The following is a 14777-nucleotide window of genomic DNA, read 5'->3' as shown; positions in this document are numbered from 1 at the left end:
GGCCGACGAACCGGCCGGCCAGGCCAGGCGGGCGAGCCGAGCCCGTCCGCCTCCTACTCGCCGTCGCCCTCCCCCTCGCACTCGGCGGATCCGTCGCCATGCCCTCCTTCCCGCCTTCGCGTGCTCCGGGCCGAGCGCCCGACCGGTCGCCGTAGGGGCCTCCGGGCAAAAGGACCAAAAGGCGAGATGGCACCTTACAGAGGCGTCGGTGCAGCTGACACAATGCGTCGATGCACAGCACTTCCCCCCGCCCTCGCGGCACGGCACGGGCGCTCGGACTGCCCCTCGCGCTGGTCTCGGCGTTCGCCTTCGGCGGTTCCGGCACGGCGGCCAAACCGCTGATCGAGGCCGGACTCTCCCCCCTGCACGTGGTCTGGCTCCGGGTCACCGGCGCCGCCCTGGTCCTGCTCCCCCTCGCCTGGCGGCACCGCGCCGCCGTCCGGCAGCGGCCCGGTCTGCTGATCGGTTTCGGCCTGCTGGCCGTGGCCGGAGTCCAGGCCTGTTACTTCGCGGCGATATCCCGGATCCCGGTGGGTGTCGCGCTGCTGCTCGAGTACTTCGGCCCGCTGCTGCTGCTCGGCTACATCAAGTTCGTCCAGCGGCGGCCGATCAGCCGGGCCGCCGCGATCGGCACCGGCGTCGCGGTGACCGGTCTGGCCTGCGTGGTGGAGATCTGGCACGGGCTGAGCTTCGACCCGCTCGGTGTGCTCTTCGGCCTCGGCGCGGCCTGCTGTCAGGTGGGGTACTTCGTGCTGGCCGACGCGGGCCGCCAGGGCGACCGGCCCGTCGACCCGCTGGCCGTGAGCGCGTACGGGCTGCTCGTCGGGGCCGTGGTGCTCACCGCCGTGACCCGCCCGTGGGAGGCCGACTGGAGCTTGCTCGGCGGCCAGGCCGTGATGAACGGGCACTCGCTGCCCGCCCTGGTCCCGGCCGCCTGGATGGTGCTGGTCGCGACCGTGCTCGCGTACCTGACCGGGGTGGTCTCCGTCCAGCACCTGTCGCCGCAGGTCGCGGCGGTGGTGGCCAACCTGGAGGCCGTGGTGGCGGCGGTCTCCGCGTGGTTCCTGCTCGGCGAGCGCCTCGGGCCGGCGCAGCTGGCCGGCGGGGTGCTGGTGCTGATCGGGGCCTTCGCGGCGCAGACCAGCAAGCCGGGCGGGGGCGGCGCGGAGGCCGAGGTGCCGACGGATGCCGCCGTGGCTCCGGCGGATGCCGCCAATCGGGCGGCCGATGTCGCCGAGAGGGCGGCTGATGTCGCAGAGGACCCGGCCGATGTCGCCGAGGGGGCGGCGGCACCGGCACGCTGAGGCGGCTCGGTCGGCGGCGGCTGGGGCAGCGGCCGGGCCGACGGCTTCAGGGGTGTCAGCGGCCGGTGGCGCCGAACCAGTCGAGGTGGTTGAGGGGCCAGACCACGGCCGAGACCGGGCCGACGATGTCCGCCACCGGTACGGCGCCGCCGCCCGGGCCCTCCCGGTGGTAGCGGGAGTCGGCGGAGTCGCTGCGGTGGTCACCCTCGACCCAGACGTACCCCTGCGGGACCTGGACCGGGCCGAAGTCCAGTCCCGCGCAGGAGTCGTCGCCCGCGTGCAGGTAGGGCTCGCTGACCGCTGAACCATTCACCCGCAGCGTCCGGTCGCGGCACTGGACGGTCTCACCGCCGGTCGCGATCACCCGCTTGACCAGGTAGTTGTCGCCCCGGGGCGGCAGCAGTCCGACGAAGCTCAGAGTCTCGTCGATCACCCCGGCCGGGCCGCTGCTCTGCGGCTGCGGGGGCAGCCAGCCGCCCGGGTCCTTGAACACCACGGGCTCCCCGGCCTTCGGCTCCCAGCCGAACAGCGGCGCCAGCTTGTTGACCGCCACCCGGTCGCCGATCCGCAGGGTGTTCTCCATCGAGCCGGACGGGATGGTGAACACCTGGAACAGGCAGGTCTTTATCAACAGCGCCGCCGCCAGGCCCATCGCCACCATCACGGGGAACTCGACCCACCACGGCCAGCGTCGCCGCCCCTTGAGCCGCAGCCTCCCCGGCCGGGGACGGCCGACCCGATCCGCCTCGGACCGATCCGCCTCGGTCCGACCGCTCGGGTAGCGGGCGAGCCGTAGCGTGGCCGTGTCCGTACCGTCCTGCGAACTGCCCGTCTGCCTGGGTGCCATCGCGCCGTACCGCCTCTCCACCAAGGCAGCACGCTAACCCTCGCGGGAAAGTGGCGCGAAATCAGACATTTAGCTGTCGCACACATCACACGACCCGGAGGCGGGTTCTGGGGTCGCCGCCCGCTGGTCGCCGCTCGCTGGTCGCCCGGGGGTCACTCGGCGGGTCACTCGTTCGAGCGATTCGTGCGATCAGACCGGCCGGGGCCAGAGGGGCCCGTCCCGGCGAGGGCCCGTCCCGGCGAGGGCCCCTCCCGGCGAGGGAAGAAGCGGGGTCAGAAGCGGGCGATCGCCTCGTGGTGGCGGATGACCTCGGCGATGATGAAGTTGAGGAACTTCTCGGCGAACACCGGGTCGAGGTGGGCTCCCTTCGCCAGTTCGCGGAGCCGCTTGATCTGGTCCCGCTCGCGCTCCGGGTCGGCGGGGGGGAGCTTGTGCTCCGCCTTCAGACGTCCGACCCGCTGGGTGGCCTTGAAACGCTCGGCCAGCAGGTGGACCACGGCCGCGTCGAAGTTGTCGATGCTCTCGCGCAGACAGCGCAGCTCGTCCCGGACGTCGGCTTCGACCGCGTCCAGCGGAGCGGCGGCGGAGTTCGTGGGCTGATCAGTCATCGAAATGGCTCCCGGGCTGGCTGGGTGGATGGCACCCGGACGACTCACGGGTCGGGCTCGGGCCCGGGCAAATCTAACAGGGCCGCCGCCGCCGGATCCCGTCAATTGCCCGTACCGTCCGCCATGTGGACCGGGATCGCCCGACGCCCTCCGCCCCTCCCCCTGTTCGTCCCGGATCCGCCCCAACTCCCCTGCGACCGGACCGGAAGCATGCACCGACGGGCGCCGTGCTGCCCGTACTCTGGACCGGTACGACCGGACGTGACGAAGCAGCAGTTTCCCCCTTCTCAGGAGGTACCTGATCGTGGCAACCACCCGCACCGCACGCACGGCCTGGGAAGGCAGCCTGGTCGACGGCAAGGGCCTGGTGACCTTCGCTTCCTCGGGCATCGGCGAGTATCCCGTATCCTGGCCCGCGCGCGCGGAGGCCGCGAACGGGAAGACCAGCCCTGAGGAACTGATCGCCGCCGCACACTCCGCCTGCTTTTCGATGGCGCTCTCGCACGGCCTTACCGGCGCGGGCACCCCGCCCACCTCGCTGGACACCCAGGCCGACGTGACCTTCCAGCCCGGCACCGGTATCACCGGCATTCACCTGACCGTCACCGGGGACGTCCCCGGTCTGGACGAGGCCGGCTTCGTGAAGGCCGCCGAGGACGCCAAGGCGAACTGCCCGGTCAGCAAGGCCCTCACCGGCACCACCGTCACCCTGACCGCCAAGCTCGCCTGAGCCAGGTCCGAACGGGCGCAGCGCCCGGTACCCATGCCGCTGCTGCAGGTACGACGGGGTACCGGGCCGCTGCCCGAACAACTAAGTGATCAGGGCGCGGTTGCCGACGAAACCTGGCGAATCACCCTGGCGGCGGTCGCCGGTGGCTCGGGCCGCGTCCTATGATCAGCCACAGTGCCCAGTGCTCTGCCGGACCATTCACGCCGAACGTTCCCGCACTGATCTCCGGGCTCTTCACACAGAGCGGGAAGCCGGTGGGTACCGCACCAAGGTCGACCGGCCGGGACAGCGTCAGCAGCGGACGGGAGCGTGCCGTGCCGGGCCGGAACGAGGGGGCCGACGCACATCACCGGCGCCCGCACGCGAACGACCGCGTTCCGGACGGGCTTCCGACGGCCCGACCGCTCGCCGCCTGCCCGGTCTGCGCCGCACCGCTGGACGGCGGTACCGAACAGCTCCTCGCCGCCCTGAGGGCCAGCGAGTCCCGATTCCGCGCCGCCTTCGCCGATGCCGGCATCGGCATGCTGCTGGTCGGCCCGGACGATCTGATCATCGAGGTCAACCCGGCGTTCGCCGCGATGATCGGCCAGGAGGTGCCGGACCTGGTCCGGACCCACATCCACGAGATCATCGACCCCGAGGACACCCCCCGCCGCCTCTACGTCGAGCTCGTCCGGGGCGAACGCGACCGCATCCGGGTCGAGAAGCGCCTCAAGCACAGCGAGGGCCGCGAGGTGTGGAGCAACGTGACGATCTCGCTGATCCGCGACGACTCCGGGCGGCCGCTGTACACCCTGGCCATGGTCGAGGACGTCACCGAACGCCGACAGCTCGGCGACCGCCTCGCCTACCAGGCCATGCACGACCCGCTGACCCAACTCCCGAACCGCACCCTCTTCTTCGAGCAGCTCAACGCGGCTTTCTCCGCCGCGGCCGCACCTGTGGCCGCAGCCCCGTCGGGTGCCGTGCCCGACAGCGAGCCGACCACTGACGCCACGTCAACCGGGCCCGTCGGCCGGAGGCGGAGCAACTCCCGGCGGGTGGGGCTCTGCTACGTGGACCTGGACGGCTTCGCCGCCATCAACGAGACGCTCGGGCACCACGTCGGCGACCAGCTGCTGGTCGCCGTCGCGGCCAGGCTGGAGCGCGGCTTCGCGCGTGGGGAGGACCGGCTGGTCGCCCGGCTGGGCGGGGACGAGTTCGCCGTACTGGTGCCGGACAGCGACGGCACCGACCAACTCACCATGCTCGCGGCCGAACTGATCAAGGCTCTGGAGCAGCCCTTCGAGGTCGCGGGCCAGCAGCTGGCGGTCACCGCGAGCATCGGTGTGGTGGAACGGTCCGTCCTCGACACCACCCCCACCGACCTGCTCAAGGACGCCGACGCCACCCTGTACTGGTCGAAGGCCGACGGCCGGGCCCGCTGGACGCTCTACGACCCGGACCGGGGCGCCCACCAGCTGACCCGCCAGCGCCTGGCCACCGCGCTGCGCCCGGCGCTGGAGCGCGGCGAGTTCACCGTCGAGTACCAGCCGCTGGTCGGCCTCGCCGACGGCACGGTGCACGGGGCCGAGGCCCTGGTCCGGTGGCGTCACCCGCGGTACGGGACGCTCTCACCGGACCGGTTCATCCCGCTCGCTGAGGAGTCCGGCGCGATCGTGCCGCTCGGCAAGTGGGTGCTTGAGGAATCGTGCCGCCAGGCGCGGCGCTGGCTGCAGGACTCGCCGAGCGCCGAGGCGTTCGTGAGCGTGAACCTGGCGGCCCGCCAGATCTGGGACTCCGACGTGGTGGCGGACGTGGCCGAGGTGCTCGACCGCACCGGCCTGCCACCGCGCCTGCTCCAGCTGGAGCTGACCGAGAGCGCGGTGCTCGGCCCGGGCGGCCGGCCGGTCCAGGCCCTCCAGGCGCTGGCCGACATGGGCATTCGGATCGCCATCGACGACTTCGGCACCGGCTACTCCAACCTCGCCTACCTCTCCCGGCTGCCCGTCCACGTCCTCAAGCTGGACGGCAGCTTCGTCGAGGGCTTCCGCGACCCGGCCCCGGGCGGCCGCCCGGACGGCCGGTTCCGGCGGGCCGACGCGGACGAGCAGATCGTCGGCGCGATGGTGCAGCTCGCCCACGCCCTGGGGCTCACCGTGACCGCCGAAGGCATCGAGAACGCCGCCCAGGCCGAACGGCTCCGGCAGACCGGCTGCGACACCGCCCAGGGCTGGTACTTCGCCCGCCCGGGCCCGGCCGAAGCGGTGGCGGCGATACTGCGTGCCGACCGCCCCGACTGAGCCGCCTCGGTCCTCCGGGGGAAGCCGGTCAGACCTGTGCCGTTAGGCCTATGCAGTCAGGCCTGTGCAGTCGGGCCTGTGCAGTCAGACTCGTGCCGTCAGGCCTGCGCCGTCAGACCGTACGCCTCGGCGATCAGACCGTAGGAGCGGTGCCGCACCTCGTGGCCGTGGATGTGCGAGGTGACCATCAGCTCGTCCGCGCCGGTCCGCTTGCGCAGCGACTCGAGGCCGTCGGCCACCTGCCCCGGGGCGCCCAGCACCAGGTTGCCGATCCAGCTGTCCATGAACTCCGACTCGGCCGCGCCGTACGGATACGCCTCGGCCTCCTCCGGCGTGGGGATCGGGCCGGGAACGCCCATCCGCAGCCGCAGCATGCCCAGGGCCGCGGTGCGGGCGTGGCGGAGTGCCTGCTGCTCGTCGTCGGCCGCGACCGCTCCGACCCCGATCAGGGCGTACGGGGCGTCGAGGACGGCCGAGGGGCGGAAGCTCGACCGGTAGAGGTCGAGGGCGGGCTCGGTGTGGGTCCCGCTGAAGTGGTGGGCGAAGGCGAAGGGCAGGCCCAGGTGGCCGGCGAGCTGGGCACTGAAGCCGGACGAACCGAGCAACCAGATCGGCGGGCGCCCCTCGCCCTTGGGTACGGCGGTGAGTCGCTCGTAGGGGTGGCCGCTCGGGAAGCTGCCGTCCAGGAAGTTGGTCAGCTCGGCGACCTGCTGCGGGAAGTCCTCGGCACCGTCGGCGCGGCCCCGGCGGAGCGCACGGGCGGTGGCCTGGTCGGTGCCCGGTGCGCGGCCGAGACCGAGGTCGATCCGGCCCGGGTTGAGTGCCTCCAGCAGCCCGAACTGCTCCGCGATCACGAGCGGCGAATGATTGGGCAGCATCACCCCGCCCGAGCCGAGCCGCAGGGTGGTGGTGTTGGCCCCGAGGTGGGCGAGCAGCACGGCCGGGTTCGAGCTGGCCACCCCCGGCATCCCATGGTGCTCCGCCACCCAGAAGCGGTGGTAGCCCCACTGCTCGGCGCTCTGCGCGAGCGTGGTGGTGGCGAGGAGGGCCTGGGCCGGGGTGTATCCGGCCCCGACGGTCGCGAGGTCCAGGATCGAGAGCGGGGCCGGGGCGGTCCCCCGAGCCGCTCCGCGGACCGGATCGGCGGGGACGGGGGCTGGGGCGGGGGCGCCTGCGGCGCGCGAGTGCGCGTCGTTCGTGCTCATGTGTGGTCTGTCCTCCCTGTCGGCCACGGGAGTCCGCTCCCGCTCGTCTGTAAGCAATCAACCGGCCCGCCCCGGTGTTCCCGGTCCAGCGGCCGACCGGGGAACTGGTCATCTCCCCGACCGGACCTGATCAGTCCGCTCCGCCTGCGGACCACCCCGGGACCACCCCAGGACCACCCCGGGTCACCCGGTGTCACCGCGTGGCGACATGACGCCATCGCCTGAACCCGCCAGCCTGGACACTCGCGGACCCGGCCCCGCATGCGGCAACCTTGCTGACTGACGGAGGCCGCACACCACGGCCACGTCACCGACGAAGGCCGAAGAGCTGGACCAGCATCATCGGCCCCCGTGAGCCCTCGGCGCGGCACCCCGCCCCGGGGGCTTTCGCGTTCCCGCCGCAGGCCGGCGGGGGTGTGCGCCCTGTGATCCAGGGCATACAGGGGGTCCTTAATGGCATGAAAGGTCCACCAGCTAGCGTTGTCCCCTGCAGCCACCTGATTCTCCCCAGGGCGGCCTGGAGGGAGTACACAATGGAAGCCGCGTCGGTCATCGGCCCAGCATGGATCTGCGGCCTGGCGCTGTTCGCCGTCCTCGGCGACGCGTTCCTGCCCTTCCTGCCGAGCGGGACGCTGGTCATCCTCGCCGTCCTGCGGACCTCCCAGTTCAACGGTGCCCCGGTGCTGCTCGCCCTCGGTGTGGCGCTGGCCTCCTTCCTCGGTGATCTGGCGCTGCTCAGCCTGGCCCGCAAGGGGGCACCGATGGTGCACCGCCGGCTGGCCCACCGGCCGAAGCTCGCGGCGAGCGTCGAGCGCGTCCAGGCCCATCTGTCCGGCAAGACGAGCAGAGCGGCGGCCGCCGTGGTGATCATCGCCCGGTTCGTCCCGGCCGGGCGGACCGTGCTGGACCTCGCAGTGGGGCACTCACCGCAGCACCCCCGCACCTTCCTGCGCTGGTCGGCGCTGGCGGCAGTGCTCTGGGCCGCGTACATCGTGACGCTGGGGTGGCTCAACAGCCACTGGTTCAACACCGCCTGGCTGAGCTTCGCGGTCTCCTGCGCCGCCGCCACCGCGATCAGCTCGGCCGTGGCCCAGCTGATCCGCAGACGCCGCCGACTGACCATCGCGGCCTGACGGCCGGCCTACTCGGGCGCGATAGGCCGGGAGCGCGGGCCTGATCAGCGGGCAGCGCGGGCGCGGTCGGCAGCGCGGGCGCGGTCGGCAGCGCGGGCGCGGTCGGCAGCGCGGGCGCGGTCGGCAGCGCGGGCGCGGTCGGCAGCGCGGGCGCGGTCGGCCGACAGGCCGACCTGTGGCCGTCCACCGGTCGGGAAGACGTTGAACAGTCGGTCAACTCGGCGTGATCGTCCCGCCCGGCGCAGTACTGTCTCAGGACGGCAACAGACACCCCGAACATGGATCCGGACCACGCACCGTCGGCGTCTCGGACGGTGAGGGAGCAGGCTGCACCGCACCCCTCACGCATGACATGCTGAAGACGAAATACCTAGCAAATGTCCGTTTTCTCCTGAGCGTCCGGACGCCCACCTCGGGCTCCGGATGTTTTGTGAGGTCAGGACTCGATCTGGCAGGGGAGACCATGAGCAGGATCTCGCGCAGGAAGGTGCTGAGTGCCTCCGCGGCTGCTGCGGCCCTCGGGGCTGTCGCCGCCTGCGGGAGCGGCAAGGACGGCTCCGGTGGGTCCGGGTCTGCGTCCGACGCCAGCGGCTCCGGCAAGCCGGCAAGCGGTGGGGGCGCCTCCGCCACGACCAAGGGCAAGCTGATCGGTGACGGGTCGACCTCCGACACGGGCGCCCAGCCGAACCAGCCCAAGCCGGAGAAGCTCAAGCCCGGTGAGCGTCCGCCGCAGTTCGTGGTGTTCTCCTGGGACGGCGCGGGCGGCACCGACGACGGCCAGTTCCCCCGGTTCCTCAAGCTCGCCGAGCAGTACAAGGCGACCATGACCTTCTTCCTGTCAGGCATCTACGCGCTGCCCAAGGGGAAGTCGAGCCTCTACCACCCGCCGAAGCACTCGGTCGGGGCCTCCGACATCCCCTTCCTGTCGGACGGCGCGGTGAAGAACACCCTGAAGCTCATCAGCCAGGCCTGGCTGGCCGGGCACGAGATCGGCACCCACTTCAACGGGCACTTCTGCTCGAGCCGCTCCGACGGCAACGGTGTCAACAAGTGGAGCCCCGAGGACTGGCAGAGCGAGATCGACCAGGCGATCTCCTTCGTCACCCAGTGGAAGACCAACACCGGCTTCACCGATGTCGATCCGCTGCCCTTCGACTACAAGAAGGAGCTGATCGGCGGGCGGACCCCCTGCCTCGAGGGGCAGAAGGCGCTGCTCCCGACGGCGGCCAAGCTGGGCTGGAAGTACGACGCCAGCTCGCCGGGCGGCCTGCAGATCTGGCCGCAGAAGGTGCAGGACGGGAAGATCTGGGACTTCCCGCTCCAGGGCATCCCCTTCCCCGGCCACAGCTTCCAGGTGCTGTCGATGGACTACAACATCCTCGCCAACCAGTCCGCGGGCACCACCAAGGGCGATCCGGGCAAGTACAACGACTGGCGCAACCAGGCCCGGGACTCCTACCTGGCCGGCTTCGACCGCGCCTACACCACCAACCGCGCGCCGTTCTTCGTCGGGAACCACTTCGAGCAGTGGAACGGCGGGATCTACATGGACGCCGTCGAGCAGACGCTCAAAACCATCGCGGGCAAGCCCGAGGTCCGGCTGGTCTCCTTCCGGCAGTTGGTGGAGTGGCTCGAGGTGCAGGACGAGTCCACCCTCCGCAAGCTCCGGACCTTGGGCGTGGGCAAGGCTCCGACCGGCGGCTGGGAGACATTCCTGGGTGCGGCGGGCTGAGCCACGGCGGTCGGGGTCCGAGGCCGGGCGGCCTCAGACCCCGGACCGGCCGAGCAGCCGTTCGGCGATCAGGGCCGCTCCGCGCGGACCGACCAGGACGGTGTAGTGGTTGGTGCCCGGCACGGCCGTCACCGTGATCCGCTCCGGGTCGAGTGCGGCCAGCTCGAGCCGCTGCGCGTCGTAAAGACCCTGGGGTTCGTCGAGCAGGCCACGCTCCGCCCAGAGCAGCTCGGCCCGGCAGGGCAGCCGGTGCACAGCGCTGGCCGCCTCCGGATCCAGCAGCACCTGGCCGCCGTCCTCCTGGACCGCCGCGAGTACGCAGGAGGAGCGCAGTTCGGGCTCCGCACCCACCAGGTCGCGTTGGGTGTAGGCGTCGGTGGTGTCCGACCACTCCTCCGCGAGGGCGGGGTGCTTGCGCCAGAACGCGCGGTACTCGGCACGGTCGGCGAAGGTCATGGACAACCGGGCCAGCGCCGGGCCCAGCACCGCCGCCAACACCTCACCCTCGTCCGCGCCCAGCGGCAGCGGGAAGGTGACCGCCCCGTCCACCAGGATCAGCCGCTCGACCAGCGCCGGGTGCCGCACGGCGGTGAGCGCCGCCACCCAGGCACCCATCGAATGCCCGGCCAGGCTGAACCGGCCCAGCCCGAGCGCTGCGGCCAGCGCGGCGACGTCGTCCGCGTGGCGGGCCAGCCCGTACGGCCCGCTCACCGCGCGACTCGCACCACGCCCGCGCAGGTCTGGCGCGATCAGGGTGGCCCGGCCCGCGAGTTGGCGGGCCGGCTCCCCCCAGGCCAGGGCGTTGGCGGTGATGCCGTGGAGCGCGATGACGGTGGGCGCATCCGCCACCGTTGCGGGCCACCGAAGAACTGCCAACTCACCCCCGGGCACGCTGACGGTCAATTCCTCGTACGCGAGCGGTTCATGGCGCGGGTCGGTCATGTGTAGCCCTTTCGGGGGAATCGTGGCCTCGGTCGAGGAGTGGCCTCAACGGAGCCTCGGTCTCCATCGAACCGTGAATTCGGTCGAGCCTTGGTGTCACCGAGCGTTGGTCTCACCGGGCATCGGTCCCTCGGGCGTCGGTCCCTCGGGCGTCGGTCCCTCGGGCGTCGGTCTCAGCCGGCCGACGTGGGTGGGTGGTCGGAGTTGGGGCCGCAGCTGGGGCGCAGGCTCGGGCGGAGGCGGGCGGGCAGTCCGGCCAGCCCGCCCGGCAGCAGGTAGACGACCGCCACGAACAGGGTGCCGAGCAGGAAGAGGGGCTGGGAGAGCGGCACGCGGAGGACCGCCGGCAGGTCGGCGATCGCGGCGGAGGTGGCGAGGTCTCCGAGCCGGTAGCCGGCCCAGGTGTAGAGCATGCCCCCGAGCAGCGGGCCCCATCGGCTGCCGGAGCCGCCGAGAACGACCATGACCAGCAGGGACAGCGTCGTGTCCGATCCGGCGGCCTGCGGAGTCGCGCCGCCGGTGAGCAGCAGGTAGACCACCCCGCCGATGCCGGCGAGTGCGCCGGTCAGGACGAAGGCCAGCAGTTTGAAACCGTAGGGCCGCAGGCCGAGCACCTCCACGCGGCGCTCGTTCTCGCGGATGCCGTCCCAGACCCGGCCGGCCGGGGAACGGACCGCCCAGTGGACCACGGCAACGGTCAGGACGAGGTAGCCGAGCGCGATCCAGTACAGGTTCGGGGTGTTCACGATGCCGACCAGGGACGACGGGAGCAGCGCGGCCGGGGCGGCACGGCCCTCCTCGCCGCCGGTGATCCCGCCGGGGTTGCGCTGCACCAGGATGGAGCCGGCCTGGGCAAACGCGAGGGTGACCATGGAGAAGCCGATACCGGTGACACGGAGGCTGACCGAGCCGAGCAGCAGGGCGAGGAGCACGGCGGCGCCGACTCCGCAGAGGGCGGCGGGGACGAACGGGAGCCGCAGTTCGAGCATCGCGAGATCAGTGCCGTAGAGGCCCACGGCGAAGTAGAGCGCGTGCCCGAAGGAGAGCAGGCCGACCCGGCCGAGGAGCAGGTCGTAGCCGGTGGCCAGGGCCCCGAAGACGAGGCAGAGGGCGATCAGTTGGAGACTTCCGGGGCCGCCGAGCGGGCCGTCGAGCACCCCGGGAACAGGAAGCGCACTGTATGGGGCGACAAGGAACAGGATCAGCGGAGCGATCGGCCACCAGCGTAGCGCCCGGCTCCGGCCTGTCGACCTTTCAGCAAATGATTCACCTGTTCGAGGGATTGTGCGCACCCGATTCAATGCAGCAGAGTGTGCGTCAGCGGAGCCGTCCGGGAGGGCGGTTGAGGAGGCCGACGCATGATCGGCCGCTTCTCCTCCGGCGCTCGTGGGCGAGGTGCTTGTGCTCACGCGAGCCTCCCGGTGAGTCCGCGGGGTCGTACCAGGAGCAGTACGGCCAGGAGCACGACGACCGAGAGATCGCCGAGCCCGGCAGCGGTGTAGTAGTTGGCGAACTGCTGGACCAGGCCAACGGCCACGGAGGCCAATGCCGCTCCCGTGACGGAGCCCATGCCTCCCATGACGACCACGACGAACGCGAAGATGAGCAGGCCGGCCCCCTGGCCGGGGTGGACCGAGCCGAAGTAGAGCCCGCTGAGCGCGCCGCCCAGAGCGGCCGCGGCGCCACCGATGGCGAAGACCAGGGTGAACGCCCGGCGCACGTCGATCCCGAGGGCAGTGACCATGGCCCGGTCCTCGACGCCCGCCCGGACCACCAGGCCGTACCTGGTCCGGCCGAGGAAGAGCCGCAGTGCGAGCAGCACCAGGGCTGCGGCCCCGAGCAGGACGAAGCGGTTCACCGGGACGATCGCCCCGAGCAGGTGGACCGTCCCCGCCAGCGCGGCGGGCTGGGGGAAGGGCCTGGCGTCGGCTCCCCACACCCCCGTCAGCAAGGCAGGCACCGCAAGCCCGACCCCGACCGTGGCCAGGATCTGATCCCTCGGCCGCCGGTACAGGGGCCTGATGAGAAGGAGTTCGAGCAGCACGGCCGCCGCCGTTCCGACGGCGGTTCCGAAGACCACCGCCCCCCAGAAGCCCATCCCGCCCTGGGTGCCCGCCCACCACGTGCCGTAGGCACCGATCGAGAGCAGGGCGCCGTGGGCGAAGTTGAGTACATCCATCAGCCCGAAGATCAAGGAGAGCCCGGAGGCCACCAGGAAATACAGCGCCCCGAGACCAAGGCCGGTGCAGAGAAGGAGAATTACCGTGTCCATCAGAGCTCCACCGCCTCGACCGCCGCCGGTGCGGCATCCACTTCCCCAGCCGTCCGTGCCCCGCTTCCGGCGCCGGCGCCGCCACCACCAGCACCGGCCCCGCCGCCAGTACCGTCACCACCGACCTCGCTGCCACGACCGGCTCTGCCTCCGACACCGAGCAGCCGCCGGGCCGCCTCTTCGTCGGCCAGCAGCTCGGCGGTGTCGCCGGTGTGGGCGGTGCGGCCGTCGGCCAGCACGGTGCACCGCCCGGCCAGTCGGCGGACCAGGGCGAGATTCTGCTCGACCAGGAGAACGGGCACGGTCTCGGCCACCCGGGCCAGAGCCTCCGCCACCTCGGCCACGATCTTCGGCGCCAGGCCCTTGGTGGGCTCGTCGGCGATGATCAGGCGGTTCCCGTTGAGCAGGGTGCGTCCGATGGCCAGCATCTGCTGCTGGCCCCCGGACAGCGTCCCGGCCAACTGACCGGCTCTGCGGCGCAGTTCCGGGAAGAGCTCATGGACGAGCGGGTAGGCGGGAGTGCCGGCCCGCTCGGCGAGGCGGAGGTTCTCGGCGACCGTCAGCCCCGCGAAGACTCCCCTGTCCTCGGGGGCGTAGCCGATCCCTTGCCGGACGACGAGGTGGGTCGGCAGGGCGGAGAGCTCCGTCCCCTCGCCAGGAGCAGCGGACCCGCCGCCATGGAGGCGGACGCTGCCCGTCCGGGGCACCAGGCCCATCACGGCCCGGACGGTGGTGGTCTTCCCCGCCCCGTTGCGCCCCAACAGTGCGGTGACGCCGGTCGGTGCCACATCCAGATCCACTCCGTGGAGGACATGTACCCCGTCGATCACCACCCGCAGATCACGAACCGTCAGCAGCGCGGCCGTCGGAGCCGCCGTAGCAGAGGAGTCGCCCATCACAGTGCCTCACCGAGATATGCCTGCTGCACGGTGGCATCGGCCATCACCGTGTCCGGGGTGTCGAGAGCCAGCAGGGTGCCGTGGTGCATCACGGCCAGACGGTCTGCGAGGCCGAGCAGGACGTCCATGTGGTGCTCCACCATCAGCACGGTGCGACCGAGCTCCCGGTGCACCGAGCGGATGAGCGTGACAAGGGCGGGCACCTCCTCCGCGCTCACCCCCGCCATGGGCTCATCGAGCAGGATCAGTCTCGGGTCGGAGACCAGCAGCACGGCGAGCTCCAGCTTGCGCTTCTCCCCGTGCGAGAGTGCGCCGGCCAAGGCTCCGGCCCGATCAGCGAGTTCGGTGCGCTCCAGCGTCTCGGACACCCTGGCCTCGAACGGGTCCGCCCGGCGCCAGAGCCGGTACGAGGCGCTGGGGGCGAGCGCCGCCTGAGCCGCGAGCCGGACGTGGTCGGCCACCGTCATCCCGTTCCAGAGAGAGGAGGTTTGAAAGGTTCGGCCCAGTCCACGCCGGGCGCGGGCGTGGACGGCCTCACGGGTCACGTCCGCACCGTCGAGCTCGATCACCCCGCCGGTCACCGGGTGGATCCCGGAGATGAGATTGAACAAGGAGGTCTTGCCCGCACCGTTCGGCCCGATGAACGCGACGAACTCGCCTTCACCCACCTCGAAGGAGACGTCCTGGACGATCGGCACCCCGCGCACCGCCCACCCGACCCCGTCCAGCCGCAGCACCGGCGCCGCTCCGGAAGTACCGGCCCCGCCACCACCGCCAAGCTTCACCGCCGTCACCGCCATCACCTCCGACACACCGTCACCTC

13 protein-coding genes are annotated in these 14777 nt (G+C 71.8%); 5 read left to right on the top strand and 8 right to left on the bottom strand.

What is annotated here, in order from left to right; translation table 11 throughout:
- Positions 1-230: 230 nt before the first annotated feature.
- Positions 231-1304, top strand: coding sequence for an EamA family transporter (locus tag ABT095_RS05660; RefSeq protein ID WP_350527990.1), 1074 nt, complete (start codon positions 231-233; stop codon positions 1302-1304).
- 55 nt (positions 1305-1359) lie between these two features.
- Here ABT095_RS05660 and lepB read toward each other — a convergent pair whose 3' ends face one another.
- Both lepB and ABT095_RS05650 read right to left on the bottom strand, forming a co-directional pair.
- A complete protein-coding gene (gene lepB, locus ABT095_RS05655; RefSeq protein WP_350527989.1) occupies positions 1360-2151 on the bottom strand; it encodes a signal peptidase I in 792 nt (263 codons plus the stop codon).
- A gap of 272 nt (positions 2152-2423) precedes the next feature.
- On the bottom strand, positions 2424-2759 hold the full coding sequence (locus ABT095_RS05650; protein ID WP_350527988.1) for a chorismate mutase: 336 nt from the start codon (positions 2757-2759) through the stop codon (positions 2424-2426).
- A gap of 304 nt (positions 2760-3063) precedes the next feature.
- Between ABT095_RS05650 and ABT095_RS05645 the strand changes: the two genes are divergently transcribed.
- Both ABT095_RS05645 and ABT095_RS05640 read left to right on the top strand, forming a co-directional pair.
- On the top strand, positions 3064-3489 hold the full coding sequence (locus ABT095_RS05645; RefSeq protein ID WP_350527987.1) for an OsmC family protein: 426 nt from the start codon (positions 3064-3066) through the stop codon (positions 3487-3489).
- Between the two features lie 314 nt (positions 3490-3803).
- Positions 3804-5771: a putative bifunctional diguanylate cyclase/phosphodiesterase gene (locus tag ABT095_RS05640; RefSeq protein ID WP_350527986.1), complete on the top strand. Its 1968-nt coding sequence runs from the start codon at positions 3804-3806 to the stop codon at positions 5769-5771.
- Positions 5772-5869: 98 nt separating this feature from the next.
- Here ABT095_RS05640 and ABT095_RS05635 read toward each other — a convergent pair whose 3' ends face one another.
- Positions 5870-6976 carry an LLM class flavin-dependent oxidoreductase gene (locus tag ABT095_RS05635; protein WP_350527985.1) on the bottom strand — a complete coding sequence of 369 codons (1107 nt, stop codon included), beginning with the start codon at positions 6974-6976 and terminating at the stop codon, positions 5870-5872.
- 533 nt (positions 6977-7509) lie between these two features.
- Between ABT095_RS05635 and ABT095_RS05630 the strand changes: the two genes are divergently transcribed.
- A complete protein-coding gene (locus ABT095_RS05630; protein ID WP_350527984.1) occupies positions 7510-8109 on the top strand; it encodes a DedA family protein in 600 nt (199 codons plus the stop codon).
- Positions 8110-8572: 463 nt separating this feature from the next.
- Complete coding sequence (locus tag ABT095_RS05625; protein ID WP_350527983.1) at positions 8573-9841, top strand: polysaccharide deacetylase family protein; 1269 nt, start codon at positions 8573-8575, stop codon at positions 9839-9841.
- A 33-nt stretch (positions 9842-9874) separates the two neighbouring features.
- On the opposite strand, the gene ABT095_RS05620 is transcribed toward ABT095_RS05625, so the two are convergent.
- The 5 genes from ABT095_RS05620 to ABT095_RS05600 all read right to left on the bottom strand — a co-directional run bounded on the left by ABT095_RS05620 (position 9875) and on the right by ABT095_RS05600 (position 14754).
- Positions 9875-10783 (bottom strand): alpha/beta fold hydrolase, encoded by a 909-nt coding sequence (locus ABT095_RS05620; protein WP_350527982.1) that lies wholly within the window; start codon positions 10781-10783, stop codon positions 9875-9877.
- A gap of 173 nt (positions 10784-10956) precedes the next feature.
- Entirely contained in the window at positions 10957-12075 is a 1119-nt protein-coding gene (locus ABT095_RS05615; protein WP_350527981.1) for a branched-chain amino acid ABC transporter permease, read from the bottom strand.
- Positions 12076-12188: 113 nt separating this feature from the next.
- The gene (locus ABT095_RS05610) at positions 12189-13055 is read right to left on the bottom strand and encodes a branched-chain amino acid ABC transporter permease (protein ID WP_350527980.1); all 867 of its coding nucleotides are present in this window, start codon (positions 13053-13055) and stop codon (positions 12189-12191) included.
- On the bottom strand, positions 13055-13951 hold the full coding sequence (locus ABT095_RS05605; protein WP_350527979.1) for an ABC transporter ATP-binding protein: 897 nt from the start codon (positions 13949-13951) through the stop codon (positions 13055-13057). Before ABT095_RS05605 ends, ABT095_RS05610 begins: the two co-directional genes overlap by 1 nt.
- Positions 13951-14754 carry an ABC transporter ATP-binding protein gene (locus ABT095_RS05600; RefSeq protein ID WP_350528066.1) on the bottom strand — a complete coding sequence of 268 codons (804 nt, stop codon included), beginning with the start codon at positions 14752-14754 and terminating at the stop codon, positions 13951-13953. The genes ABT095_RS05605 and ABT095_RS05600 overlap by 1 nt, the downstream gene beginning before the upstream one ends.
- Positions 14755-14777: the final 23 nt, after the last annotated feature.

This window comes from Kitasatospora sp. NPDC002227, assembly GCF_040296285.1.
Classification (GTDB): Bacteria; Actinomycetota; Actinomycetes; order Streptomycetales; family Streptomycetaceae; genus Kitasatospora.
The sequence above is the reverse complement of the archived record's forward strand: the minus strand, read 5'-3'. Positions and strand labels throughout refer to the sequence as shown.